We start from the raw sequence: 24,166 nt of genomic DNA on the forward strand, positions 1-24,166 counted from the left end.
ACTCTGTACACTCACCTATAGAATGCGGAGGAAAAGCCAATGGTACGTACAAGAGTAGAAATTTGTGGAATCAATACGTCCGAGCTGCCATTATTGACGCCAACTGTGATGAAAGAAACATTCATTCGTTTGCAAAGCGGTGACGAATTTGCCAGAGATGAATTGGTGTTTGCGAATTTGCGTCTAGTACTCAGCCTAGTTCAACGCTTTAACTATCGTGGAGAACAGGCTGATGATTTATTCCAAGTTGGTTGTATTGGGTTGTTGAAAGCCATAGACAATTTTGATTTAAAACATAATGTCAGGTTTTCCACCTATGCCGTGCCGATGATTATTGGAGAAATTAAACGGCATCTTCGTGATCATCATGCTGTCCGTGTATCCAGATCGTTACGTGATATAGCTTATAAAGCCATTAGGGCAAAAGAACAATATGTCAACGAGCATCAACACGAACCAAGAATCTCTGATCTGGAGAAGATTACGGGAATACCGGAAGAAGATATACTCTTTGCTTTAGATGCTATACAAGATCCCATGTCGTTGCATGAGCCGATGAACAGTGATGGCGGCGATCCGATTTATATGATGGATCAGCTGCATGATCAGAGAGTGTCTGAAGACCGCTGGATGAACTATGTGTCCATAAAAGATAAAATGGGCGATTTAGATGAACGTCAACAGCTTATCGTCTCCAAACGATTTTACCTCGGTCAGACGCAAACTGAAATTGCCAAGGAACTTGGAATATCGCAAGCGCAAATTTCTAGAATTGAAAAGCATGCGATGGAGCAGATTCGGCTTGGAATTGAGCAGAAGAAATAGTAATAGCTATTAATATACAGAGACTGTCCTTGCCACTTAAGTGTGGTTAGGGCAGTTTTTGTTTTTGGATAGCGAAGCGCCCAAAATCATGCCCCGTGGAAAGCGTCCATTTCTGCAACGGAGATCCCAAACCACTATCCAATGTCTTAGTTCTCTATACACTTCCTGATTTGAGAAGCAGTTTTTCACGTTCTCATTAAAACTCACTATGCATAGTATGAAAGAAGGAGGGGAAACTATGCGTTTTTCCAGCTTGCAGAAAAAAGAAGTGATTGAATTAAAAAAAGGATCATTCCTCGGTTTTGTTCAAGACGCCACAATAGACATCGAAAAAGGTGAAATAGCACAACTTCACATTGGGGAACTTGAACGCTCATTCTTCACGGATAGCAAGTCAAAAGGTGTGCAGAAAATCGATTATAAAGATGTCATGACGATTGGAAAAGATATTATCTTGATAGATAATAAACAGCTTAATAAGTGACTTATCGTTGATATATAGTGCTCTAATTGATACAATGAAATAAAGATGATGAAAAGTAGTGATAATATGGAACAAGTAGAACAACGACTAGCAACTATACAAAAACAAATAAATGAAGCATGTGAAACGTCAAATCGTTCAGTTGAAGACATCACGTTGATAGCTGTCACGAAGCAAGTTTCTTCAGCTCGGGCACAGTCTCTTTTGGATGTTGGTATACAGGACTTAGGAGAAAATCGTCTTGAAGGCTTGCTTGAAAAGCAAGAAGCGATTAAGGATTCGGTACATTGGCATTTCATTGGTAACTTACAGACACGAAAAGTAAAAGAATTAGTCCATACAATTGACTGTCTTCATTCGCTAGACCGTATGAGTCTTGCGAAAGAAGTGAATAAGCGGGCAAGTCAGCCGTTGAATTGTTTTGTACAAGTCAATGTTTCGGGTGAAGAATCTAAATCGGGTATTACTCCTGATGAAGTAGATGAATTTTTTGAGCAATTAGCAACTTATGAGAATGTTCATGTTATTGGACTCATGACGATGGCGCAAAATACGGAAGATGAATCCATAATTCGCAATACATTCCGTTCTTTACGTGAACTGCGTGACCGAATTGCAGCGAAAAAGTACTCCTACGCTCCCTGTACAAAGCTGTCTATGGGGATGTCCAATGACTTTACAATCGCAATAGAAGAAGGTGCAACCCATATACGCATCGGCACTGCATTGGCCGGATCAGAAAGCGAGGAAACTGAATGAGCCTCAAAAAACGATTAGAAAAAATGTTTTGGGTACAAGAAGAAGACTTAGTTCAACAACCTCAACCTAAAGCTCAAAGCAAGCCTTCAAAAAGTGAACAGGCTATTGCTCGCAAAGAGATGAAGAAACTTGGAGGTAAGAAAAGAGCTGTCAATAGCCGTCTTCAAAGTGGACAACAACAGTCTTCGCCTGCTCAAGCTCCAGTGATTAGCTTACAAAGTCTTCAAAAATCATCAAAAGTTATTTTGCTCGAACCACGTTCTTATGCAGAAGTAGAAGACATTGCAGAACATTTAAAGAATCGTCGTTCCGTCGTAGTTAACTTGCAACAGATAGAACGAGATCAAGGGTTTCGTATCATTGATTTCTTGAGTGGGACAGTATATGCACTCGGTGGCGATATTCAGCGGATTGGCGCAGATATTTTTCTGTGTGCACCTGACAACGTAGAAGTAGCCGGTAAAATCACAGAATTTCTATCAGAGCAACAAGATCGATAGGCTACACAACTTAGGACTTTCATTAAATGAAGGTTGAACAATTTGAATGAGGTGTACATGTTATTATGATCGCATTATTAAATAATTCATATCTTTTGATCTCTGGAGCGTTACAATTATTTTCAATCCTGTTAGTCATTTATATCTTGATGTCATGGGTTCCCTCCACTAGAGAAACAAAATTCGGTAAACTTATAGGGAAAATAGCGGAACCGTATTTAGGATTTTTCCGTAAATTCATTCCACCATTCGGAATGATTGATTTTTCACCGATTGTCGCACTGTTGGCATTACAATTAATCAGTAGAGGAATCGGCCAAATCTACTTAATGATCTTCCAAGCATTGGTATATTAAGTATAACCTTAATTGAAAATGGAAATCCTCACAAGGTGAGGATTTTTTTATATAAGGAGAAGAAATAAAATGGATTCGATATTTCAACATTTTCGTAAAGATGAACAACCTTTTATTGAGAAAGTAAATAGTTGGGTGAAGGAAGTAGAAGACACATACGCACCCAAGTTAACAGAATTTCTAGATCCTCGACAGCGCTTTATTACTGAGTCGATCGTCAGGAACTCAGATCTTACACTGACAGCTGACGGTGGTTTTTTAGATGCAGAGCGCCAGAGAGTACTCATTTATCCAGATTACTATATGCCGACTAAAGATGATTTTCAAATCAGTATTTATCAAGTGAACTACCCACAAAAATTTGTTACAATGAAACATTCTCAATTGCTCGGATCCCTAATGTCTATAGGTATTGAACGTTCCCGATTTGGTGATATTCAACTAACAGAAGAAGCGGTCCAATTCGCAGTTGCACAAGAAGTCTCAGAGTATATTCATGTCAATTTCACACAAGTTGGTAAAGTGAAAGTATCCGTAGAGCCGGTACTAAATGCTGAAGATTTTATTGATATAAAAGAAGAATGGACAGAAGATCTATATATTATAAGCTCATTGCGTCTAGATACTGTCGTAGCCGCATTAACGAACAGTTCAAGAGCCAAAGCTTCCTCTTTAATTAAAGGAGAAAAAGTAAAAGTAAATTGGGCTATGATTGATCAACAGGCATTTGAAATAGAAGAATACGATGTTCTTTCAATTAGAGGATATGGACGGTTTAGAATCATGAGTATCGAAGGACGCACGAAAAAAGACAAAATCCGTGTAATGATTGGATCGCTAGTATAGAGAGAATCCTTGATAAATTAAGAAAAGTAGTGTTTAATCAAGTAGTAAACACAATCACATTGTAAACTATGTAAGCATACTGAAAGGAGAAAGCGTATTATGGCTTTAACCCCTACGGATATACATAACAAAACGTTTAATACGAAATTTCGTGGCTATGATGAAGATGAAGTTAATGGGTTTTTAGAACAACTTATGAAAGACTATGAAAACGTCTTAAAGAAAAATGAAGATCTTGAAAAAACGGTTTCTGATAATGAGGTAAAGATTACTCATTTTAATTTAATTGAAGAAACAATGCAGAAATCTATTTTGATTGCACAAGAGGCTGCAGAAGATGTACGAAAAAATGCGATTCAAGAATCAAAATTAATTATCTCTGAAGCCGAAAAAAATGCAGATCGTCTTGTGAATGACGCACTCGCGCAAGCAAGAAAAATTGCACTCGAAGTGGAAGTGTTGAAGAAACAGTCAAAAGTATTCAAAAGCCGCTTCAAAATGATGGTAGAAGCGCAGCTTGATATGATCAATACGGAAGACTGGGACGACTTGTTGAAGTATGAATTGGATACAACGAGCGTAGAAAGTGTAGCAGAGCAAGAGCTAGATCTTCCAAATGTAGACAGTCTAGGCGAAGAACTAGTTAAGAAGACGGAAGAAGCTTGACAACTTCCGAACACATTTTTATAATGAAATGTAAATTAAAATGAAGAAGCGTTGACGGAAAGAGTACTTTCTAATTATACCCATAGCGAGCCGGGGGCGGTGTAAGCCCGGTGGTACATTAGAAACGAAAATCACTCCTGAGCTAGAACCTTTATATAGATCTGGGTTCTCGGTATCACACTGCCGTTATTAGTGTCTAAGCGGCAATTGCTTTATGCAATTGCAAGTAGGGTGGTACCGCGAGAATGAACCTCGTCCCTTTTTGGGATGGGGTTTTTTATATTCAAAAGTGGAAAGCGCCGTTTAGGCTCGACAGGCGTTGGAAGACCATCCAAAAAGGCGTTCTTTGCCTTTCTGGATGATCTGAAACGACCCGAGAGCCTGGCGCTTGCAACTAGCCGAAATCCAAAGTGGAAAGCGCCGTTTAGGCTCGACAGGCGTTGGAAGACCATCCAAAAAGGCGTTCTTTGCCTTTCTGGATGGTCTGAAACGTCCCGAGAGCCTGGCGCTTGCAGCTAGCCGAAATCAAAAGTGGAAAGCGCCGTTTAGGCTCGAAAAACGTTCATACCAATCAAAAAAATGATTCACACATATTTTAAGGAGGAATTATAATGGAATATAAAGATACATTGCTTATGCCGAAAACCGATTTCCCTATGCGTGGCAATCTGCCAAATAATGAGCCGAAAATGCAGGAAGAATGGAATGAAAAGAATATCTATCAGCAAGTGCAGGAACGTACTGCAGATCGTCCGTCCTTCATATTGCATGATGGACCTCCCTATGCGAACGGTGACTTACACATGGGCCACGCACTTAACAAAGTACTAAAAGATTTTATCATTCGTTATAAATCAATGTCTGGCTTCCGCGCTCCGTATGTACCGGGATGGGATACACATGGTTTGCCAATTGAGCAAGCACTTGTAAATAAAAAAGTCGATCGCAAGAAAATGAGCACGGCTGAATTCCGCAAAATGTGTGAGGAGTATGCACTTCAACAAATCGACAATCAGCGTACGCAATTTAAGCGTCTCGGTGTTCGCGGAGATTGGGACAATCCATATATCACGCTGAAGCCTGAATTTGAATCTCGTCAAATTCAAGTATTCGGTGAAATGGCTAAAAAAGGATATATCTATAAAGGATTAAAGCCTGTTTACTGGTCACCTTCAAGTGAAACGGCATTGGCGGAAGCAGAAATTGAATATCAAGATAAAAAGTCTGCGTCTATTTATGTAAGCTTCCCGATCCAAGATGGAAAAGGTGTACTAGATGAAGATGTGAAGTTCCTGATCTGGACAACGACACCATGGACGATTCCTGCAAACTTAGGAATTTCCGTTCATCCTAAATTTACGTATGCAGTAGTAAAAGTGCAGAATGAGAAATTTGTAGTAGCAAAAGATTTAGTGGAGTATTTGGCGAAAGAACTGGAATGGGAAGAGTACTCGATCGAAAAAGAAGTTCAAGGTTCAGACCTTGACCGGATTGTTGCCAGACATCCATTCTATGATCGTGATTCATTAGTTATGCTAGGTGAGCATGTTACAGCAGATGCTGGTACAGGCTGTGTTCATACAGCACCAGGTCATGGTGAAGACGACTTCTACGTGAGTAAGCAATACGGAATCGATGCATTATCTCCAATTGATGACCGCGGTGTCATGACGGAAGAAGCACCATTTTTCGCTGGTATGTTCTATGAGGATGCGAATAAAGCCGTAACTGAAAAGTTGGAAGAAGTCGGCGCACTTCAAAAGTTGTCATTTTTCACTCACTCGTATCCGCATGATTGGCGTACGAAGAAGCCGGTCATCTACCGTGCGACTTCACAATGGTTCGCTTCTATTGAATCGTTCAGAAGTGATTTACTCGAAGCGATCCGTACTACTACATTCACGCCATCTTGGGGTGAAACACGTTTATTCAATATGGTCCGTGACCGTGGAGACTGGTGTATTTCTCGTCAGCGTGTATGGGGTGTTCCGATTCCAGTATTTTATGCGGAAAATGGAGAAGTAATTCTGACAGACGAAACGGTCAGTCATGTAGCAGATTTATTCCGTGAGAACGGATCGAATATTTGGTTCGAGCGTTCTGCAAAAGAACTATTGCCTGAAGGCTACACACACGAAGGAAGTCCGAATGGCGAGTTCACGAAAGAAACGGACATTATGGATGTCTGGTTTGACTCAGGAACAACACATCAAGGTGTACTTGATGAGCGTGATGACCTTCGTTATCCGGCAGATTTATACCTTGAAGGTTCGGATCAATATCGAGGTTGGTTTAACTCATCATTGACAACTAGCGTAGCGATCAATGGTATTGCACCGTATAAAGGTATCTTGAGCCATGGTTTCACATTGGACAAAAATGGTCGTAAGATGAGTAAATCTCTAGGGAATGTAATCGTCCCTTCAAAAGTCATCAATCAACTTGGCGCAGACATCGTGCGTCTATGGGTATCATCTGTAGATTATACAGCCGATGTTCGTGTATCTGATTCGAACTTTAAGCAAGTTTCAGAAGTTTACCGTAAGATCCGTAATACGATCCGTTTCTTGCATGGTAACGTAGCCGACTTTAATCCAGCTACAGATCGCGTAGCATTTGATGATATGCGTGCAGTTGATCAGTATGTCTATGTGAAGTTGCAAGATTTGACTGAGGAAGTGCTTACAGCTTACGAGCAGTATGCGTTCCCTACCGTCTACCACGCAATCAATAATTTCTGTACAGGCGTACTCAGCTCGCTCTACTTGGATATTGCGAAAGATGTAGTCTATATTGAAGCTGCGAATCATCCAGATCGACGTGCAATGCAGTCGGTGATGCATGATACATTGATTACACTAGTCAAGCTCATCACACCGATCTTGCCACACACAGCAGATGAAATGTGGAAATATATTCAGCATGTTGAAGAAGACAGTGTCCAATTGACGGATATGCCGAAAGCGGATCATAAAGGCGAAGAAGCGGACAAGCTACGTGAGCGCTTCGATGACTTGATGGATATCCGTGATGATGTCTTGAAGGCACTAGAAGAAGCCCGTAACGCGAAAGTAATCGGTAAATCTTTGGAAGCTAAAGTGACAGTTGTATTGCCTGAAGATCAACGTGGTATTCTGCAAGCAAAGGATATTGATTTTGCGCAATTCTTTATCGTATCCGCATTTGAAGAAAGTACAAATGCAGAACTGCCAAATGCAATGAAACTAGATCACGCAACGGTCTTGGTTGAACCTGCAGAAGGTGAAAAATGTGAACGATGCTGGACTATCTCCAAGACGGTTGGAGAAGACACTGACCATCCGACACTATGTACACGATGCGCAACTGTTGTGAAAGAAAACTATGCGTAAGCAATCTTGATGTCTCAGCCATCATCATTCATTCGTGGATGATGATGGCTTTTTTTGCACAGTAGGACCGACAATCATATTGCAAGACAAAATTTGTGGTAAACTAAAGAAGAAATTAGCTGGACGGAGGGTAATGAAGTGATCGTTTATTATGCTATTGCTGTACTGGTCATCGGCTTGGATCAGCTGACGAAGTGGCTAATCGTAAAAAATATGGAACTAGGTGAACATATATCTGTTCTGGATCCTTATATCGCATTGCTGTCCCACCGTAACCGTGGCGCTGCGTGGGGAATGCTAGAAGGGAAAATGTGGCTGTTTTTCATTGTAACTATTGTAGTAGTGGTGGCTATAATTTATTTCTTCCATACAGAAGGTAAAAAGGATCGACTACTAGGTGTGAGTCTGATGCTATTGCTCGGCGGTGCGATCGGCAACTTCATCGATCGACTAGTAAGGGGAGAAGTAGTAGATTTTATTAGCGTCCTGATTCCTGTGATTAACTATGATTTTCCGATATTTAATGTGGCGGATGCTGCACTGACAATTGCTGTCATACTGATTTTGTTACATGTGCTACTTGATGAGAAAAAGAAAAAGAAAAAGGTGTCGTAATGGAAAGATTTGAATATGTAATAACAGAAGAACTTACAGGTAATAGAATAGATAAAGCATTGGCGACTCTTCAGCCAGACTGGTCACGTACGCAAATCCAGCAATGGGTGAAAGATGAGCATGTTAAAGTAAATGATAGTTCAGTTAAACCAAACTATAAGGTCAAAACAGATGATAAAATCGCTTTAGAGCAACCAGACGTGGAAGAATATGATGTAGAAGCAGAAAACTTAAACCTAGAAATCGTCTATGAAGATCAAGACGTGTTGGTTGTCAACAAACCAGTTGGGATGGTTGTCCATCCATCAGCTGGCCATGTAAGTGGGACATTAGTTAACGGGTTGATGTACCAAGTGAAAGACTTGTCAGGTATTAACGGTATTATGAGACCGGGTATCGTGCACCGTATCGATAAAGATACTTCAGGGTTATTGATGGTAGCTAAAAATGATAAAGCGCATGTTTCATTAGTGAATCAGCTAGTGGATAAATCAGTAAATCGTGTTTATACAGCATTAGTTCACGGACATATTCCACATGATAACGGTACGATCGATGCACCAATTGGACGAGATAAACGAGATCGTCAAAGAATGGCCGTTGTGGATGATGGAAAACATGCTGTTACACATTTTAAGGTTCTTGAACGTTTTGGAGACTATACATTGGTTGAATGCCGTTTGGAAACAGGAAGGACTCACCAAATCCGCGTGCATATGAAATATATCGGCTATCCACTTGTAGGAGATCCGAAATATGGCCAAAGAAAAACAATCGATTTTGGAGGACAAGTACTACATGCCGGAACGGTAGGATTTGATCATCCCGAAACGGGTGAATATATGGAATTCACCGCTCCATTGCCTGAAAATTATAAACAATTACTCAATGAATTACGTCCTTGATAGTCGTTGACAAACGCTTGTGGTGAGATGTATACTCTATTAAGCAATTGAATAGCGATACCTTTAATGTCAGTCCTGTGAGGCTGGGAAGGTTGCACGGAATTACATGATAGCTTACTGCGGTAAGTATCGATGTATGCTTTTTTCTGCACGTCCGCCCTCCAGTCTACTCTGACTGGAGGGCTTTTTTTGTAGACTATAGGTAAAATAGGAAGGGGATTTATGATATGGCGGAAAAAGCAGCAATACTCGATGAGCAAGCCATGACTCGGGCGATCACACGTATTGCACATGAAATTATTGAAAAAAACCGTGGCATTGATCAATGTATATTAGTAGGCATTAAAACAAGAGGTGCCATCTTGGCTAAGCGCTTAGCCGATAAAATTGAATTAATTGAAGGAAAACCAATTAAAAAGGGTGAATTGGATATCACATTGTATAGAGATGATCTTCAATTGAAGAATGCCCAAGGAGAAGCATTTGTTCAACAAGTAAATATAGAGCACGATGTGGCCAATCAAAAAGTCATCCTAGTTGATGATGTTCTCTACACAGGAAGAACAGTCCGAGCAGCATTAGATGCGATAATGGACTTAGGAAGACCTTCTTCCATACAGCTGGCGGTACTAGTAGACCGTGGTCATCGGGAACTACCGATTCGACCGGACTTTGTCGGAAAAAACATTCCAACTTCAAATGAAGAACGAGTCGTAGTCAGTATGATCGAAACAGATGCAACGGATGGAGTCACTATTCACACACGTACATTATAAGCAGCTGGGGGAAATGACGGATGAGCGTAAAAGTATTGGATGTACATGAAAAGCCGCAACCGGTGCGCTGGCTTGCATTAAGTTTACAGCATATGTTCGCAATGTTTGGCGCGACAATCTTAGTACCGCAACTAGTAGGTTTAAGTCCTGCTATTGCACTATTAACTAGTGGAATTGCAACTATAGTATTTATTATCGTAACGAAATTTCAAGTGCCCGCATATCTAGGCTCTTCATTTGCCTTTATTGTTCCGATACAGATGGCGACTCAATCAGGCGGTATAGGCAGTGCGATGATTGGTAGCATGTTCGTTGCGCTAGTCTATGCCATTATATCGTTACTGATTTACAAGACAGGTTATAACTGGATTATGAAGTTATTACCGCCAATCGTAGTTGGTCCAGTCATCATGGTAATTGGATTGGCAATTGCACCAACAGCTATTAGTATGGCAAGCACGATTAATGTGGATGGAGTAGACGTTTATAGTGGTTTGCACTTTTCAGCAGCTCTAGTCACACTTGCTTCTGCAGTGTTCTGCCTGATGTTCTTTAAAGGAATTATCAGCTTGATGCCAGTACTAATCGGTATTATGGTCGGGTATATCTACTCTGCCTTCATCGGCATACTGGATTTCAGCAAAGTAGTAGAAGCGAAATGGTTTGCGGTACCGGAGATGCTCATTCCAGGTATTGACTATGAATTTGTCGTAACGCCAACGCTATTGATCATCATGGTGCCAATCGCGATTGTAACGATCTCTGAGCATATTGGTCACCAGCTTGTACTCGGCAAAGTAGTAGATCGGAATTACATCGAAAGTCCGGGATTGCATAGGTCATTGCTTGGTGATGGACTAGGTACTTTACTGAGTGGATTGGTCGGAGGACCACCTAAAACTACATACGGAGAGAATATCGGTGTACTAGCTATTACACGCGTTTACAGTGTGTATGTCATCATGGGGGCCGCCGTATTTGCGATACTCTTCTCTTTCATAGGTAAAATAATGGCGTTAATTGCTACGATTCCTACAGCGGTACTTGGTGGTATATCGATTCTATTGTTCGGTATCATCGCTTCATCAGGGATGCGGATGCTCATCGACCACAAAATCGACTTTGATAATCAACGAAATCTAGTCATCGCATCCATCATTTTGGTCATCGGAATAGGTGGAGCGACTATCAATATAAGCGAGACATTCCAAGTCGGAGGTATGGCACTGGCAGCAATTGTCGGAGTGCTGCTGAATCTAGTATTGCCAGGTAAAACGAATGATACCTTGATGGATGAAGAAGAATAGAAAACAAAAGTAGTACGTGCACTTCGTGAAGGGGGAATATGTGATGGAACATTTAGTTTCAATGAAAGACCTGACAGTGGAAGAAATCATGCTCATACTCGATAGGGCAGCGATTTTCAAGCGGCTGGGATTCCGGGAATTGCCTGGAACTTATACCGTCTGCAACTTGTTTTTTGAACCTAGTACAAGAACAAAAACGAGTTTTGAAATGGCAGAGCGTAAAGTAGGCGCGCAAATTATCCCCTTTGAGACGAGTTTCTCTAGTACGTTAAAGGGAGAAACACTATATGATACGATTAGGACGTTGGAAGCAATAGGTTTGGATGCACTAGTTATACGACATCCAGCCGATGGTTTCTATGAAGAGCTAATAAAACGAACGAATGTCGCAATCATTAATGCAGGAGATGGATCCGGTCAACATCCCACACAATCCTTGCTCGACATCTTCACGATTCAAGAAGAGTTCGGTCAATTTGAAGGGTTAAAAGTATTGATTGCAGGAGACATCGCCCATAGTCGAGTAGCACGTTCGAACGCAGAAGCTTTGCGCAAGTTAGGAGCCGACGTCACGTTCCTTTGCCCGCCGGAATGGGCAGGAGAATTCGATAGCGTCGACAACTGGGATGAGGTTATTGAAACAAGTGATGTGGTCATGCTTCTCCGAGTACAGCACGAACGTCATAATACAGAGATGGCGTATACGAAAGCTGCTTATCATGAACAATATGGTCTTACGATTGAACGGGCGGCCAGAATGAAAAAAGGTGCGATCATCATGCATCCTGCTCCAGTGAACCGAGATGTAGAAATAGCAGACTGTTTAATAGAAAGTCCACAGTCGAGAATTTTTAAACAGGTAGAAAACGGCGTCTATATTCGGGCTGCTGTTCTAGAACTTATATTGAAGGGGCGGAAGTAATATGAACACGTTAATTCAACAAGTACAAATGGTAAACGAAGAGGGCAAGATCATCGTAACGGACATCAAAATTGTAGATGGAAAGATTGCGGAAATTGGCAATCAATTAGCAGTAGACGGATGTGAAATTGTTGAAGGGGAAGGATTACTTGTATCTCCTGGCTTCATCGACGTGCACGTCCATTTACGTGAACCGGGTGGCGAACATAAAGAAACAATTGAAACAGGTACATATTCAGCAGCTAAAGGCGGATATACAACCATTTGTCCAATGCCAAATACACGCCCAGTACCCGACACGAAAGAAAATCTTGAAAAAATCAATACATTAATTAAAGACAATGCAAAAATTCGTGTACTTCCTTATGCGTCGATCACGATCAGAGAAGCGGGAAAAGAACGCACTAATCTATCTGAATTAAAAGAACACGGTGCCTTCGCGTTTACGGACGACGGTGTAGGTGTACAAGAAGCAGGGATGATGTACGAAGCGATGCAGGATGCGGCGAAGATCGATATGGCGATTGTTGCGCACTGCGAAGACAACACATTGATCTATGGTGGCGCAATGCACGAAGGAAAACGTAATAAAGAACTGGGCTTGCCAGGAATTCCTTCTATTGCAGAATCTGTACATATCGCGCGGGATGTTTTACTCGCGGAAGCAGCTGGTGCACATTACCACGTATGTCACGTCAGCACAAAAGAATCTGTTCGCATTATCCGAGACGCAAAAAAAGCCGGTATTCATGTCACAGGAGAAGTTAGCCCGCACCACTTGTTGTTGACTGAAGATGATATACCTAACGATGATGCAGATTGGAAAATGAATCCGCCACTTCGTTCAACGGAAGATCGAGATGCATTACGTGAAGGTTTGATGGATGGCACATTGGATTGTATCGCAACAGATCACGCACCACATACGGCAGATGAAAAAGCAGTTGGATTCGCAAAAGCACCATTTGGAATTACAGGATTTGAAACGGCATTTCCTTTACTGTACACAAACTTCGTTAAGCCAGGACACTGGACACTCAAACAGCTTCTTGACTGGATGACAGTGAAACCAGCGGAAGTGTTCAACTTGCCATACGGCAAACTTGAAGTAGGTGCTGAAGCAGATTTAGTGTTACTTGATCTGGAAAAACAACAAAAGATTGACCGTACGACATTTGTATCAAAAGGAAAGAACACACCATTTGACGGCGTAGAATGTGCTGGATGGCCTGTAATGACAATTTTCGGTGGAAACATCGTATGGAAGGATGGTCAATGATGACAAAAAGATACTTAGTATTAGAAGACGGCTCTATTTTTGAAGGGAAAGCATTTGGAGCAGACAGCGCTTCAGTAGGAGAAGCTGTATTTGCAACAGGCATGACAGGATATCAGGAGACGATTTCAAATCCATCAGGTTGTGGACAAATTGTCGTTATGACCTATCCGCTAATCGGTAACTACGGTATTAACCGAGACGATTATGAGTCCATCGATTTAGCAATTAACGGTTTAGTCGTTAGAGAGCTAACAGAAGAACCTTCAAATTTCCGTAGCGGCATGTCACTAGGAGACTTGCTAATTTTAAAAGGGATCCCAGGTATTCAAGAAATAGATACACGTAAACTAACACGTCTTTTACGTGATAAAGGTTCACTGCGAGGTAAATTAACGGCTGCTGGGGAAGAGATCGATCCGGATGCAACAGTTGCAGAACTTCAACAATATGAATTGCCAACCGATTTAGTAGCGAAAGTATCTACTAAGCGCCCATATCCAAGTCCAGGCTTAGGCAAGCGTGTCGTCGTCATCGACTACGGCATTAAACATGGCATTTTGCGTGAATTAAATAAAAAGGACTGCGACGTAATAGTCGTTCCTCATGATACATCAGCAAAAGAAATTTTAGCGCTATTCCCAGACGGCATTTTGCTGTCAAACGGACCAGGAAATCCTGAGGACGTAGAAGGTGCAGTTGAAACAATAAAAGAATTAATTGGTAAAAAACCTATCTTCGGTATCGGATTGGGTCATCAATTATTCGCACTCGCCTGCGGTGCTAAAACGGCGAAGATGAAGAACAGCCATATTGGAGGGAACTATCCAGTTAAAGACTTGAATACGAATCGTACTGATCTGACATCACAAAGTCACGGCTATGAAGTGCTTGAAGAATCTTTAGCAGGAACAGGTCTTGAAATAACACATAGAGCGTTGAACGACAATTGTATTGAAGGGCTTCGAAGTGAAAAGTTGGAAGCATTCACTGTTCAGTTCCACCCAGAAGCATCACCAGGACCACAAGATTCTAACTATATATTCGAACGTTTCATTCAATTGATGACTGCAAGCAACCGAAAGGAGAATACTAATGCCTAAACGTACTGACATAAAATCCATCCTCGTGATTGGTTCAGGTCCTATTGTAATTGGACAAGCAGCAGAATTTGACTATGCAGGTACACAAGCCTGTTTATCTCTTAAAGAAGAAGGTTATCGAGTTATTCTGATCAACTCAAACCCTGCAACTATAATGACGGATACTGAAATGGCAGATAAAGTGTATATCGAGCCGATCACACTTGAATTCGTTAGTCGCATTATTCGTAAAGAACGTCCGGATGCACTACTGGCAACTCTAGGCGGACAAACTGGTTTGAACATGGCAATTGAATTACATGAATCAGGCATCTTAGATGAACTAGGAATTGAGATTTTGGGTACAAAGCTTGATGCGATCCATAAAGCTGAAGACCGCGATTTGTTCCGGACATTAATGAATGAAATGGGCGAACCTGTTCCAGACAGTGAAATCATCCATAACATTGATGAAGCTTATGCATTTGTAAATGAAATCGGTTATCCAGTTATCGTTCGCCCTGCGTTCACGCTAGGTGGAACAGGTGGCGGGATTTGTCATGACGACGAAGACTTAGAAGAAATCGTAGCAAGCGGTTTGAAATATAGCCCAGTTACACAGTGTCTGCTTGAGAAATCCATCGCAGGATTTAAAGAAATAGAATATGAAGTCATGCGTGACTCCGCAGATAATGCAATTGTCGTATGTAACATGGAGAACGTCGACGCAGTTGGAATCCATACAGGAGATTCTATCGTAGCGGCGCCATGTCAGACATTGACCGACCGTGAGAACCAGATGCTTCGTAATGTTTCATTGAACATCATTCGCGAGTTGAAAATCGAAGGTGGCTGTAACGTTCAGCTTGCTCTGGATCCGCATAGCTTTGATTACTACATTATCGAGGTTAACCCACGCGTCAGCCGTTCGTCTGCATTAGCATCTAAAGCGACAGGTTATCCAATCGCAAAACTTGCGGCGAAAATTGCTGTCGGTTTAACGCTAGATGAAATGATAAATCCGGTAACAGGCAACACGTATGCTTGCTTCGAGCCGACATTAGACTATGTAGTAACGAAGATTCCACGTTGGCCTTTTGATAAGTTCGAATCAGCAAAGCGTAATTTAGGAACACAGATGAAAGCAACGGGCGAAGTAATGGCGATGGGCCGTACATTCGAAGAATCCATCATGAAAGCTGTTCGTTCATTGGAAACAGGCCAATTTGATTTGTCACTTCCGGGTGGTAGTGAAATGTCCGACGAATGGATCGAACAACGTATTCGCAAAGCGGGCGATGAGCGTTTATTCTTCATCGGAGAAGCATTGCGTCGCGGTGTAACAATTGAAACCATACACGAATGGAGCGCAATCGATTTATTCTTCTTGCGTAAATTCGAAAACATCGTTCGTTATGAAGAAATATTAAAAGAGAATCCATACGATAAAGCAATTGGTTATAAAGCAAAACGTCTTGGGTTCCCTGACGTGACGATTGCACAATTATGGAAGACAACAGAACGTGAAGTATACGACTGGAGACAAGAACAAGGGTTGGTTCCGGTTTATAAGAAAGTTGATACATGTGCAGGAGAATATGAGTCTGATACACCGTACTTCTACGGTACGTATGAAGATGAAAATGAGTCTGTAAGAACAGATAAGAAAAGTGTAATCGTATTAGGATCAGGTCCAATCCGTATTGGGCAGGGTGTGGAATTCGATTATGCGACAGTACACTGTGTATGGGCGATCCAAGAATCGGGTTACGAAGCGATTATCGTCAACAATAATCCTGAAACCGTTTCGACTGATTTCTCTATCTCTGATAAGTTGTACTTCGAACCGTTAACAATTGAAGATGTTATGCATATCGTAGATCTCGAGCAACCAGAAGGTGTCATCGTACAGTTCGGTGGTCAGACAGCGATCAACTTGGCAGATGAATTGGAAGCGCGTGGAGTGAAGATTCTTGGTACATCACTTGAAGATATCGACCGCGCAGAAAACCGTGATAAGTTTGAAAGTTCATTGCATGACATTGGGGTACCACAACCACTTGGTAAGACAGCTTTATCAGTACCTGAAGCAGTTGTTATCGCATCAGAAATTGGCTATCCAGTATTAGTACGACCTTCGTATGTATTAGGTGGACGCGCAATGGAAATCGTTTACTACGAAGAAGAATTACTTCAATACATGGAGAATGCGGTAAAAGCTAGCCCAGAACATCCGGTATTGATCGACCGCTACTTAACAGGAACGGAAATTGAAGTGGATGCAATTTGTGATGGTGAAACGGTATTAATACCGGGAATCATGGAGCATATCGAGCGTGCAGGTGTTCACTCGGGGGACTCGATTGCAGTCTATCCGCCACAAAACCTTTCTCAGTCCATGATCGAAACGATCGCTGATTATACGAAACGTTTAGCACTCGGTCTCAAGATCCGTGGATTAATGAACATCCAGTTCGTTATTTCAGAAGGACAAGTTTATGTAATCGAAGTGAACCCGCGTTCAAGCCGTACAGTACCGTTCTTGAGTAAAATCACGAATATTCCGATGGCAAATGTGGCAACACAGGCGATCTTGGGTAGATCAATTCTAGAACAAGGCTATACTGACGGTCTTGCAGAAGCTCCAGCAGGCGTCTACGTCAAAGTGCCAGTCTTCTCTTTCGCAAAGCTTCGTCGTGTAGACATTACACTCGGACCAGAAATGAAATCGACGGGCGAAGTTATGGGTAAAGACGTTACACTGGAAAAAGCATTGTACAAAGGCTTAGTAGCGGCTGGAATGGAAGTAAAAGAATACGGAACAGTCTTGATGACAGTATCTGATAAAGATAAAGAAGAAATTGTCGATATCGCGAAACGTTTCATTGAAACTGGATATCGTATTGTAGCAACAGAAGGAACGGCAAAAGCTCTTGAAGCAGAAAATATCGAAGTGAAAACAGTAGGAAAGATTGGCACGGAAGGTCCGACTTTGATCGACGTGATACAAAAAGGACAAGCGCAATTGGTCATCAATACTTTGACTAAAGGAAAACAACCGGCACGTGATGGCTTTAGAATCCGTCGTGAAACTGTCGAAAATGGCATTCCTTGCTTAACTTCAATTGATACAGCGGCGGCTATGTTGTCTGTCATTGAATCCATGACATTCCAGACGGATGCCATGCCAAAACCGCAGGTGGTTAAATGATCATCCAAGATTTGATGACCGTCGGATCGCAACAGGAAATCGCGAAAGATATTTTCGAAATGAAATTAACAGGCAAATTGGTCGGAGAAATTACTTCTCCGGGCCAGTTTGTCCATATCCGTGTATCGGATTCATTTGAACCATTATTACGGCGCCCGATTTCCATTGCTGAAATCAATCCTGAGAAAAATGAAATGACGATCATCTATCGTGCAGAAGGACGAGGCACATCGCTTTTGTCTGAAAAACGTGAGGGAGATACAGTGAATGTACTCGGACCTTTAGGAAACGGCTTTCCAGTTGAAGAAACAGCGATTGGTCAAACGGCTGTTTTAATTGGTGGGGGAATTGGTGTGCCGCCATTGTATGAGTTGTCTAAACAACTTACGGCTAAAGGTGTTAACTGTATCCATATACTTGGCTTTGAATCAGATCAAGTAGTGTTCTATCAAGAAGAATTTGCCGCCTTAGGCGAAACGCATATCGCGACAGTGGATGGAAGTAATGGTACACAAGGTTTCGTTACGAACGTTATGAGTGAGTTATCCAATGAATTCGAAACGTATTACAGCTGTGGACCTATGCCGATGCTTGATGCAGTTCAAAAAGCGTATGTGAATAAAAAAGGATTCTTATCTTTTGAACAACGAATGGGTTGCGGTATAGGGGCTTGTTTCGCTTGTGTTTGCCATACGAATGAAAATGCAACAGATCAACCGTATGTCAAAGTATGCTCAGACGGTCCAGTATTTCCAGCAGGGGTGGTGCAGATATGAATAGATTAATGGTTACATTGCCAGGACTCGAATTAAAAAATCCAATCATGCCTGCATCTGGCTGTTTTGGTTTTGGTAAGGAGTATGGTAATCTGTACGATTTGTCAAAGCTCGGGGCCATCATGATCAAAGCGACAACAGAAGAAATGCGTTATGGTAACCCGACACCACGTGTGGCGGAAACCTCTTCAGGTATGTTGAACGCTATCGGACTTCAAAATCCAGGACTGCAAGGTGTTTTGGAAAATGAATTACCATGGTTAGAGAAATTTGATGTTCCGATCATTGCGAACGTTGCAGGATCTGAGACTGCGGACTATGTAGAAGTGGCAAAACAAATTTCAAAAGCGCCAAATGTTCATGCACTTGAACTAAATATTTCTTGCCCAAACGTTAAATGTGGCGGGATTCTTTTTGGAACAGATCCTGAAATTGCGAAAGAACTAACAGCAGCAGTAAAAGCTGTATCTTCTGTGCCTGTGTATGTAAAGCTGTCACCAAATGTCACGGATATTAGAGCGATGGCATTGGCGGTAGAAGCAGGTGGTGCAGATGGTATTACGATGATCAATACTTTAGTCGGTATGCGCTTGGATGAAAAGACAGGTAAACCGGTTATTGCGAATAAAACAGGCGGATTATCAGGCCCAGCAATTAAACCAGTCGCGATTCGCATGGTCTATGAAGTAAGTCAAGTTGTTAATATTCCAATCATTGGAATGGGTGGCGTTACATGTGTACAAGATGTGGTGGACTTTTTGTCTGCCGGTGCAAGTGCCGTAGCAGTTGGTACAGCAAACTTTGTCGATCCATTCGTCTGTCCTACGATTATCGAGCAGTTACCTGCAAAGTTAGATGAACTAGGAATAGATCATATTTCAGAATTAGTGGGAAGGAGTCATCGTGTATGAATCGTTCTCCAATAATTGCACTAGACTTTGATTCAGCTGAAAGAACATTCGATTTCCTGAAAGCATTCGACCAGTCGGTCAATGTCAAAGTAGGAATGGAATTGTATTATAAAGAAGGACCGGCCCTGATTGCAAAACTAAAGGAAGAGGGATACTCTATCTTTTTAGATTTGAAATTACATGATATCCCCAATACGGTTAAATCCGCAATGAAAGTATTGGCTTCGCTGGAAGTCGATATGGTCAATGTGCATGCGGCTGGCGGTAAGTCGATGATGGAAGCGGCGTTAGAAGGTCTTGATGCGGGTACAGCTTCCGGTGTTCAGCGTCCTGCGTTACTTGCAGTGACTCAACTGACCTCAACGGACGAACGTCAAGTAAAAGAAGAACAACTGATCAGTGTACCACTTCGTGAATCAGTGGAGCATTACGCGAAACTAGCTTCATCGGCACATTTAGATGGCGTAGTTTGTTCAGTGCAGGAAGCAAAAATTATTGAAGAAGTATGCGGCAAGGATTTCTTCAAAGTGACACCTGGCATTCGCTTAGCAGAAGGCGATGTTCACGATCAAAAGCGTGTGGCGACACCAGCAAAAGCTAGGCAGGAAGGCTCAACACATATCGTAGTAGGGCGTGCCATTACAGGTGCCAATGATCCGCTAGAAGCATATCTGGAAGTGAAAACATTGTGGGAGGGGATTACATCATGACTAGAGAAAAAGAAGTTGCGCAAATCCTGTTAAATGTAGGAGCTGTGGCGATCAATCCTGAAGAGCCATTTACATGGGCTTCAGGTATTAAGTCACCTATCTATTGTGACAACCGCCTAACGATGGCAGATCCGGTAGGACGTAAAGAAATCGCAGAAGGGCTTGCGGCATTGATTCGTGTTCATTACCCTGAAACGACAGTCATTGCAGGGACAGCAACTGCGGGTATTCCTCACGCAGCATGGGTTGCGGATATTCTAAAGTTGCCGATGGTATATATACGCTCTACTGCAAAAGCACATGGTAAGAGTCGTCAAATTGAAGGAAGAATCGAGCCGAATGCGAAAGCCGTTATTATTGAAGATTTGATTTCGACAGGTGGAAGCAGCTTGAATGCAGCGAATGCATTGATTGCAGAGGACGTGGAAGTATGCGGAATTGTTTCGATCTTTACATATGAATTACAGAAGGCGGATGAGAAGTTCGCTGAGGCGAATCTTTCATATCACAGCTTGACGAATTTTGCAGCGCTTGCTGAAGTTGCGAAAGAAGAGGGCGCGGTTAAGGAAGAGTCTATGAATGAATTGATGGAATGGCATTCGAAGTTGAAGCTTGGTACGCTGTAATGAAAGACGGTTCCCGTAATGGGAGCCGTTTTTCATTTAGAGAAGGGTACGGGGAGGCAACGTTGATCGACGTTCCAGGCGGACGCTTTCCCGAGGGCGTGGCTTGAGCCAGGCGAACAGCGAAGGGTTCGCTTTGCTGTATTTCTGTGTACTTTGCAGAAATTAAGGCACCTGACAGGGTCTCAAGGCGCACGCTGATCCTCCGGGAGTCGCCGCCTTCCACTTACGATCAACTGGTGTCTTTTTCAAAACGTAGAACTATGATGCATTATTTTTTGAAAAAAGATAGAAAAGAAACCTGTAATAGCAGGAATTCTCTTCTATCTTAATTAGTTTGAAATTTATATCTAGACAATACTTTATTTTCTTAGTTTACGGACCAAGTCTTCATCCGGTGTAACGAATACGGTTTTTTGTTCGAAGTAGATGACGAATCCGGGTTTTGCGCCGGATGGTTTTTTGACGTGCCGGATTCCTGTGTAGTCTACTGGAACAGATGACGACTCGCGTGCTTTACTGAAGTAAGCGGATAGTGCGGCTGCTTCTTCGATTGTTTGAGCATCTGGGTCGGTGTCGTGTATGACGACGTGAGAGCCAGGTATGTCTTTTGTGTGTAGCCATATGTGATCGCGTGCTGCTAGTTTAAATGTTAGGTAGTCATTTTGTTTATTGTTTTTTCCGACTGAGATTGGAATGCCTGTGGAAGAAATGAAAGCTTCTGGTTTTGGTTTTTTCAGTTTTGCTTTCTTTTTGCTTCTACGGGCACGCATAAATCCGAGTTCTATTAGTTCTTGACGTATTTCTTCTATATCGATTGGGGAAGCTTGGTAAACTTGCTGTTTTACCATTTCAAAGTATTCAATATCGTCTTTAGTCTTTTCAAGTTGTTCCGCAATCCGAATTAGTGCAGTTTTTGCTTTGGCATAACGGGAGAAAAAGCGTTGTGCGTTATCGATTGGTGATTTTCTTGGATCTAGCGGAATTGTGACAGTTGTACCTTGTTCGTAGTAATTTTCTACCGTCACTTCTTTATCACCTTTATGCAACTTATAGCTGTTTGCAGTTAACAACTCACCGTATAGTTTTAACGTGTCCAAATCTTGTGCCGTTTCTTGCTCTTTTTGAAGCTTCTTTGTTTTGTTTTCTAGCTTTGCAATTTCATTCGATAACCAGCGTTCGAGGTCAATAGCTTGTGACTTCACACGTTCGCGTTCGGCTCTGGCAAAATATACTTTATCCAGCAAATCGCCCAGTGTAGAGAATGTTTGCGTTGTTCCTTCTGTATGTGTTAATTCAATGGCTGAGAATAAAGTTTTTTTGTCGTTTTCCACGACTGTCGACTTCATAGTATCTACATGGAAGCTATTGAGAAACTCGCGCCAAATAGTAAAGGAAGGCTCGTTTTGCTTTACGCGGTACAATAATTCAGCCGCAGTTAAAGGAGAGAAGCCCGCAAATTGTTTCACGATGTCTTTTGGTTCGTGAAACGCTCCAACAAGTGTATTAAATTCTGTTTCTGTTACTTCAAACGGATCTAGTTTATCTTGTGGAGGTGCAGGAATATAGGGCTGTCCAGGTAAAACTGTACGATAACTATTAACAGAAGGCGGCAAGTGCTTCATACTGTCGATAATCATATCGCGTGAAGCATCAAGTAAAATTAGATTACTATGTCGCCCCATAATCTCAATAACTAACTTTCGCTCGATCTGGTCACCTAATTCATTTCTCGCTTGCACACTTATATTCACAATTCGGTCATTCTCATGTTGTTCAATTGACGTAATCATCCCGCCTTCAAGCTGCTTTCGCAACACCATACAAAATAACGGTGGCTCAGGGGGATTCGTCAACACTTCTTCAGTCAACTGCAACCGTGAGAAAGAAGGATGCAAAGATACTAATAATTTATGATTTTTATTATTGGCTCGGATTTGAAAAATAATCTCCTGCGAATTCGGCTGATGAATCTTCGAAATCCGACCAGTTTTCAGTTGTTGCAGTTCGCTTACTATTGCTTTCGTAAATAAACCATCAAATGCCATACGGATTCCTCTTTCATTTCGTTTTGTTCCATTTTAGCACTCATCGTATGATTATGGTATAATATGAACAGATTGCACACATGGGCCTACGTAGTCTAACTAGACAAATCTTTATGAATTGTTCTTTCGATTCTAAATGTATGTATATGATATCTAGTTGATTGTAGTGGAAAGCGTCCCACCTGGAAGGGAAATCAACGGGGCTATCTACTTTAATTATCGTATGTATAGGTTATAATTAGGAATGGCGTGCTAATGAATACATAACAAAGAGGGATTACATGTACAAACATCGTGGACTACTAATTGTCCTTTCTGGTCCATCCGGCGTCGGAAAAGGAACTGTTCGGAAAGAACTATTCTCAAGCCCGGACACCAATTACGAATATTCCATCTCCATGACCACAAGAAACCCGCGTGAAGGGGAGGTCGACGGTGTCGACTACTTCTTCCGTTCAAAAGAAGTCTTTGAAAAAATGATTGAAGAAGGAAAACTTCTCGAATACGCAGAATATGTAGGGAACTACTACGGAACACCACTCGACTATGTCAACGCAACATTAGACGCTGGTCGTGACGTTTTCCTAGAAATTGAAGTAGTCGGCGCAGCACAAGTACGTGAAAAAGTACCGAACGGTCTGTTTATTTTCTTGGCACCTCCAAGTTTAAGTGACCTAGAAAGTCGTTTGATTGGTAGAGGTACAGAAGCATCCGATATTATTGCAGACCGTGTATTAAAAGCAAGGGAAGAACTCGAAATGATGCACCTGTACGATTATGTAGTAGAGAACGACGAGGTCTCCAAAGCATGTGATCGGGTCAATGCGATTGTTACGGCAGAGCATTGTAGAAGAGAACGTGTGGAACAGAGATACTTACAGATGTTGGAGGGAGAATAAACTATGTTATATCCATCAGTTGATTCACTAAAGGGAAAAGTAGATTCTAAATACACGCTAGTCACACTTGCAGCTAAGCGAGCACGTGAACTACAGGAAAAAGAAAATGAATTACTTCACTCATACCGTTCGGTGAAAAGTGTGGGCAGAGCACTTGAAGAAGTAGCCGCAGGCGTTTTGATCAATGAAGCAGCAGATGAATCAATCATTTATGAAGATGAAGTTTGATTTGAAATAAAAAACAACTCCCTAAGAATTCAATCGTTCTCAGGGAGTTTATTATTTTCGGAAAGGAAAT

25 protein-coding genes and 1 other annotated feature are annotated in these 24,166 nt (G+C 41.8%); of the genes, 24 read left to right on the forward strand and 1 reads right to left on the reverse strand.

The window, feature by feature from the left end:
• Positions 1 to 39: 39 nt before the first annotated feature.
• The 22 genes from sigG (at position 40) to CSV69_RS17090 (ending at position 21,031) form a co-directional block, all read left to right on the forward strand.
• Positions 40 to 825 carry an RNA polymerase sporulation sigma factor SigG gene (sigG, locus tag CSV69_RS02535; protein ID WP_085428573.1) on the forward strand — a complete coding sequence of 262 codons (786 nt, stop codon included), beginning with the start codon at positions 40 to 42 and terminating at the stop codon, positions 823 to 825.
• 238 nt (positions 826 to 1,063) lie between these two features.
• Complete coding sequence (locus tag CSV69_RS02540) at positions 1,064 to 1,309, forward strand: PRC-barrel domain-containing protein (RefSeq protein ID WP_158232594.1); 246 nt, start codon at positions 1,064 to 1,066, stop codon at positions 1,307 to 1,309.
• Positions 1,310 to 1,375: 66 nt separating this feature from the next.
• Positions 1,376 to 2,068, forward strand: a complete 693-nt coding sequence (locus tag CSV69_RS02545) for a YggS family pyridoxal phosphate-dependent enzyme (RefSeq protein WP_199170387.1) — start codon at positions 1,376 to 1,378, stop codon at positions 2,066 to 2,068.
• A complete protein-coding gene (locus CSV69_RS02550; protein ID WP_085428575.1) occupies positions 2,065 to 2,568 on the forward strand; it encodes a cell division protein SepF in 504 nt (167 codons plus the stop codon). Before CSV69_RS02545 ends, CSV69_RS02550 begins: the two co-directional genes overlap by 4 nt.
• 65 nt (positions 2,569 to 2,633) lie before the next feature.
• On the forward strand, positions 2,634 to 2,924 hold the full coding sequence (locus CSV69_RS02555; RefSeq protein ID WP_085428576.1) for a YggT family protein: 291 nt from the start codon (positions 2,634 to 2,636) through the stop codon (positions 2,922 to 2,924).
• A 69-nt stretch (positions 2,925 to 2,993) separates the two neighbouring features.
• The gene (locus tag CSV69_RS02560; RefSeq protein WP_085428577.1) at positions 2,994 to 3,770 is read left to right on the forward strand and encodes a YlmH family RNA-binding protein; all 777 of its coding nucleotides are present in this window, start codon (positions 2,994 to 2,996) and stop codon (positions 3,768 to 3,770) included.
• Positions 3,771 to 3,869: 99 nt separating this feature from the next.
• A complete protein-coding gene (locus CSV69_RS02565; RefSeq protein ID WP_085428578.1) occupies positions 3,870 to 4,436 on the forward strand; it encodes a DivIVA domain-containing protein in 567 nt (188 codons plus the stop codon).
• A gap of 42 nt (positions 4,437 to 4,478) precedes the next feature.
• Positions 4,479 to 4,699, forward strand: a binding site (T-box leader).
• Positions 4,700 to 4,824: 125 nt separating this feature from the next.
• Entirely contained in the window at positions 4,825 to 5,019 is a 195-nt protein-coding gene (locus tag CSV69_RS02570; RefSeq protein WP_085428579.1) for a hypothetical protein, read from the forward strand.
• A 28-nt stretch (positions 5,020 to 5,047) separates the two neighbouring features.
• Positions 5,048 to 7,807 (forward strand): isoleucine--tRNA ligase, encoded by a 2,760-nt coding sequence (gene ileS, locus CSV69_RS02575; RefSeq protein WP_099692656.1) that lies wholly within the window; start codon positions 5,048 to 5,050, stop codon positions 7,805 to 7,807.
• Between the two features lie 138 nt (positions 7,808 to 7,945).
• A complete protein-coding gene (gene lspA, locus CSV69_RS02580) occupies positions 7,946 to 8,422 on the forward strand; it encodes a signal peptidase II (protein WP_099692657.1) in 477 nt (158 codons plus the stop codon).
• Entirely contained in the window at positions 8,422 to 9,327 is a 906-nt protein-coding gene (locus CSV69_RS02585) for an RluA family pseudouridine synthase (RefSeq protein ID WP_099624473.1), read from the forward strand. The genes lspA and CSV69_RS02585 overlap by 1 nt, the downstream gene beginning before the upstream one ends.
• Before the next feature lie 227 nt (positions 9,328 to 9,554).
• Positions 9,555 to 10,103 carry a bifunctional pyr operon transcriptional regulator/uracil phosphoribosyltransferase PyrR gene (gene pyrR / locus CSV69_RS02590; RefSeq protein WP_085428583.1) on the forward strand — a complete coding sequence of 183 codons (549 nt, stop codon included), beginning with the start codon at positions 9,555 to 9,557 and terminating at the stop codon, positions 10,101 to 10,103.
• 20 nt (positions 10,104 to 10,123) lie between these two features.
• Positions 10,124 to 11,410 (forward strand): uracil-xanthine permease family protein, encoded by a 1,287-nt coding sequence (locus tag CSV69_RS02595; protein ID WP_085428584.1) that lies wholly within the window; start codon positions 10,124 to 10,126, stop codon positions 11,408 to 11,410.
• A 43-nt stretch (positions 11,411 to 11,453) separates the two neighbouring features.
• Positions 11,454 to 12,332 carry an aspartate carbamoyltransferase catalytic subunit gene (locus CSV69_RS02600; protein ID WP_085428585.1) on the forward strand — a complete coding sequence of 293 codons (879 nt, stop codon included), beginning with the start codon at positions 11,454 to 11,456 and terminating at the stop codon, positions 12,330 to 12,332.
• Between the two features lies 1 nt (position 12,333).
• A complete protein-coding gene (locus tag CSV69_RS02605) occupies positions 12,334 to 13,611 on the forward strand; it encodes a dihydroorotase (RefSeq protein WP_085428586.1) in 1,278 nt (425 codons plus the stop codon).
• Positions 13,611 to 14,711: a carbamoyl phosphate synthase small subunit gene (locus CSV69_RS02610; RefSeq protein WP_085428587.1), complete on the forward strand. Its 1,101-nt coding sequence runs from the start codon at positions 13,611 to 13,613 to the stop codon at positions 14,709 to 14,711. The genes CSV69_RS02605 and CSV69_RS02610 overlap by 1 nt, the downstream gene beginning before the upstream one ends.
• Positions 14,704 to 17,901 carry a carbamoyl-phosphate synthase large subunit gene (gene carB, locus CSV69_RS02615; protein WP_099692658.1) on the forward strand — a complete coding sequence of 1,066 codons (3,198 nt, stop codon included), beginning with the start codon at positions 14,704 to 14,706 and terminating at the stop codon, positions 17,899 to 17,901. The genes CSV69_RS02610 and carB overlap by 8 nt, the downstream gene beginning before the upstream one ends.
• Positions 17,898 to 18,677 (forward strand): dihydroorotate dehydrogenase electron transfer subunit, encoded by a 780-nt coding sequence (locus CSV69_RS02620; protein ID WP_085428589.1) that lies wholly within the window; start codon positions 17,898 to 17,900, stop codon positions 18,675 to 18,677. The genes carB and CSV69_RS02620 overlap by 4 nt, the downstream gene beginning before the upstream one ends.
• Entirely contained in the window at positions 18,674 to 19,588 is a 915-nt protein-coding gene (locus CSV69_RS02625) for a dihydroorotate dehydrogenase (RefSeq protein WP_085428590.1), read from the forward strand. Before CSV69_RS02620 ends, CSV69_RS02625 begins: the two co-directional genes overlap by 4 nt.
• Positions 19,585 to 20,298, forward strand: a complete 714-nt coding sequence (pyrF, locus tag CSV69_RS02630) for an orotidine-5'-phosphate decarboxylase (RefSeq protein ID WP_085428591.1) — start codon at positions 19,585 to 19,587, stop codon at positions 20,296 to 20,298. Before CSV69_RS02625 ends, pyrF begins: the two co-directional genes overlap by 4 nt.
• A complete protein-coding gene (gene pyrE, locus CSV69_RS02635) occupies positions 20,295 to 20,924 on the forward strand; it encodes an orotate phosphoribosyltransferase (protein WP_085428592.1) in 630 nt (209 codons plus the stop codon). Before pyrF ends, pyrE begins: the two co-directional genes overlap by 4 nt.
• The gene (locus CSV69_RS17090; RefSeq protein ID WP_158232722.1) at positions 20,891 to 21,031 is read left to right on the forward strand and encodes a hypothetical protein; all 141 of its coding nucleotides are present in this window, start codon (positions 20,891 to 20,893) and stop codon (positions 21,029 to 21,031) included. The genes pyrE and CSV69_RS17090 overlap by 34 nt, the downstream gene beginning before the upstream one ends.
• Before the next feature lie 252 nt (positions 21,032 to 21,283).
• On the opposite strand, the gene CSV69_RS02640 is transcribed toward CSV69_RS17090, so the two are convergent.
• On the reverse strand, positions 21,284 to 22,969 hold the full coding sequence (locus CSV69_RS02640) for an Rqc2 family fibronectin-binding protein (protein ID WP_085428593.1): 1,686 nt from the start codon (positions 22,967 to 22,969) through the stop codon (positions 21,284 to 21,286).
• A gap of 281 nt (positions 22,970 to 23,250) precedes the next feature.
• On the opposite strand from CSV69_RS02640, the gene gmk reads away from it, so the two are divergent.
• Complete coding sequence (gene gmk / locus CSV69_RS02645) at positions 23,251 to 23,868, forward strand: guanylate kinase (protein WP_085428594.1); 618 nt, start codon at positions 23,251 to 23,253, stop codon at positions 23,866 to 23,868.
• 3 nt (positions 23,869 to 23,871) lie between these two features.
• On the forward strand, positions 23,872 to 24,096 hold the full coding sequence (gene rpoZ / locus CSV69_RS02650; protein ID WP_085428595.1) for a DNA-directed RNA polymerase subunit omega: 225 nt from the start codon (positions 23,872 to 23,874) through the stop codon (positions 24,094 to 24,096).
• The last annotated feature ends 70 nt before the right edge of the window (positions 24,097 to 24,166 follow it).

This window comes from Sporosarcina sp. P26b (assembly GCF_002743245.1).
Lineage (GTDB): Bacteria > Bacillota > Bacilli > Bacillales_A > Planococcaceae > Sporosarcina > Sporosarcina ureae_C.